The 2,407-nt window shown below is 71.5% G+C and carries 3 protein-coding genes; all 3 read right to left on the bottom strand.

Translation table 11 applies throughout. The features are described from left to right. The coding region (locus IH13_RS0113405) for a transglycosylase family protein (RefSeq protein ID WP_037841295.1) at positions 1 to 534 on the bottom strand (534 nt) is incomplete at its 3' end. 197 nt (positions 535 to 731) lie between these two features. Continuing rightward, positions 732 to 1,466, bottom strand: coding sequence for a peptidoglycan recognition protein family protein (locus tag IH13_RS0113410; protein WP_031084126.1), 735 nt, complete (start codon positions 1,464 to 1,466; stop codon positions 732 to 734). 76 nt (positions 1,467 to 1,542) lie between these two features. Beyond that, positions 1,543 to 2,187, bottom strand: a complete 645-nt coding sequence (locus IH13_RS0113415; protein ID WP_031084128.1) for a ScbR family autoregulator-binding transcription factor — start codon at positions 2,185 to 2,187, stop codon at positions 1,543 to 1,545. Between the last annotated feature and the right edge of the window lie 220 nt (positions 2,188 to 2,407).

Consider the following 2,407-nt stretch of genomic DNA (forward strand, 5'->3'; position numbering starts at 1 on the left):
GCTGCTGGACGTGCTCGCGGACCCGCTCGCCGTACTGCCGGAGCCGGCCGGTCCGTTCGTGCCGTTCACGCTGCCGCTCGACTGCTTGCCGGGGGCGGGCCGGGTGGCGCTGCCGGAGTCCGAGGTGGCACCGAGCCGGCCGCAGTTCGGCCAGGCACCCATGCCCTGTGAGCGGGCGACACGCTCACCGACGGCGATCTGCTGGGAGCGGGTCGCCAGGTCGGCGCGGGGTGCGTACTGCTTGCCGCCGTAGGCCTGCCAGGTGGAGGGGGCGAACTGGAGCCCGCCGTGGTAGCCGTTGCCGGTGTTGATGTCCCAGCGGCCGCCGCTCTCGCACTGGGCGATGCGGTCCCAGTCGGTGCCCGCGGTCACCGTGTGGACGAGGGCGGCGCGGGCCGGTGCGGCCAGGGCGTGTGACGCCTGGGCGGGGGTGGCGGCGGCGCTGCGGCCGGCCAGGCCCAGCACGCTCAGGAGGACGAGCAGAAGAGCGAACGCGGCTTCGACGGGCTGCTTGGCGAGGGGTGATGCCGGCATGACGGTATTCCTCCGCTGTGCTCCGGAAGGTGTGCTAGGGCACGAACAGATAAGCCGCCGATATGGTTTTTATGTGGCTTTGACGCGTCCGTCGCCGGGTCTTTCACCCGGGTGGGGGCTCGCCGCCCCGGCGCCGGAAGACGTCTGCCGGCCGGCGGACACCCCCGGCCCAACTCGTCCGGCGGGCCCTGGGGACATCACTTCCGGGGCGCCCGGAGCCTCGCCATCTCTTCGCGGATCGCAGGGAGTTGGGCATACAGGGCATCGCCCGGGCAGTTGGTCTCGAACGTGTCGCGGTGACCGGACACGACGTGGAGGTGGACCGCCTGGCCCCGCCGGAAGATGCTGTCGTCGTTCGTCGACACCATGCGCACGGTGCCCCGCGGGTCGATGCCCTGCCGGAGCTTCCAGGCGCCCACCTTCGCGATCCCCTCGATGAGCGCCTTGGGTACGGGCACCCCGGGGGCGAAGTCCCCGATCGCCGCGACACCGACGCTGTGCGCGTTGAACCCCGTGGTGTGGGCCCCCCGCACGGAACGCCCGATGCCGCCCGCCCGGCCCTCGTAGATGGTGCCGCAGCGGTCGACCACGAAGTTGTAGCCGATGTCGTCCCAGCCCTCGCCCCGGACGTGGTCCTCCTCCATGGCCCGGAGCATCCCGGGCACGTCGGCGCAGTCGTAGTCGTTGGGGTGCCCGGTGTGGTGCACGAAGACCGCGTTCACCTCGCCCGTATACGTGGCGTGCTCCTTGACCAGGCCCTCGTCCGCGTGCCACTGGGCCCGGCCGACGATCGCGGGGCGCGGCGCCCCGCCCGCGGTCTCGGGCTGCGCGGAGTCCTGGTCGGGCCCGAGGAGCCGCACCGGCGCGTCCCGGAACACCAGGAGGGCCAGCGGGACGACCGCGGCGGCCAGGGCTGTTCGGCGAAGCCACATAGGGCCACCCTGACCGCTGACCAGCGACTTCGCAGGCGTGCGCCGCCCGATCGGGTGAGGGGAGGCGGGCGGGCGCTCAGGACGCGGCGGCCACCCGGTTCTCCTCCATGATGCGCTCGGGGCGGTGCGGCGAGGTGTCCAGCCGGGCCAGTACCCCGGGGACGACCGCCGTGGGCAGGATGAGCTCGAACAGCGCCGAGATCTCGGACACCAGGTCCGGCGGCTCGGCCATCGACTCGGTCACCAGCTGGACCCCGGTCCAGGCTCCGACGAGGAGCCGGGACGTCGCGGCGGGATCCACGTGCGGAAGCAGCTCGCCCCGCTCCTTGGCCTCCGCCAGGAGCGTGGCGCCGAGGGAGATCCAGTCAGGCCACCGGGTGCCGAACAGGGTGCGTGCGCGGGGGTCGACGGAGAGTCGTATCGAGGCGCTGAGCATCGGTTCGCGGGGCAGGCGGTAGGCGAGCATCAGCGCTATGTCCACCCATTCCTGCAGCTTGAAGGTCTGCGGCGAGACCCCGTCCGAGGTCACCGCCTCTTCGAGCACCCCACGCGCCAGCTCCTCCTTGGAGGTGAAGTGGAAATACAGCGCCCCCCGGGTGAGTCCGGCCCGCTCGAGAATCGCGGCGATGGTGGCGGCGTCGTACCCGTGCTCGTCGAAAACCTCGGCTGCGGCCTCCAGGAAGATTCTGCGTGTCCGGATCGCCCGTTGCTGCCTTGCCAAGTCTGCGCTCCCCTTGATCGTGGTTGTGCGCTTCAAAAAATACCGGTGAACCGGTATCCTATCAGCGCCCTGTCCATCGGTCTGTGTCACGTCCGGGGGGACTGTGTCCGAGGTTCCTGTTTTCCCGCCCGCCCCACACGCCGACGCGCGCTCCACCGCTGCCGTCCCCAAGGAATACGCCCACCTCAGCCGCGACTCGTCGGTCCTCGTCACCGGCTGG

The sequence above is a fragment of the Streptomyces sp. NRRL WC-3549 genome, assembly GCF_000721935.1.
Lineage (GTDB): Bacteria > Actinomycetota > Actinomycetes > Streptomycetales > Streptomycetaceae > Streptomyces.

What these genes read in the sequence shown, in the direction of transcription:
- IH13_RS0113410 (WP_031084126.1), bottom strand. Translation starts at nt 1,466, where the DNA reads ATGTGGCTTCGCCGAACAGCCCTGGCCGCCGCGGTCGTCCCGCTGGCC.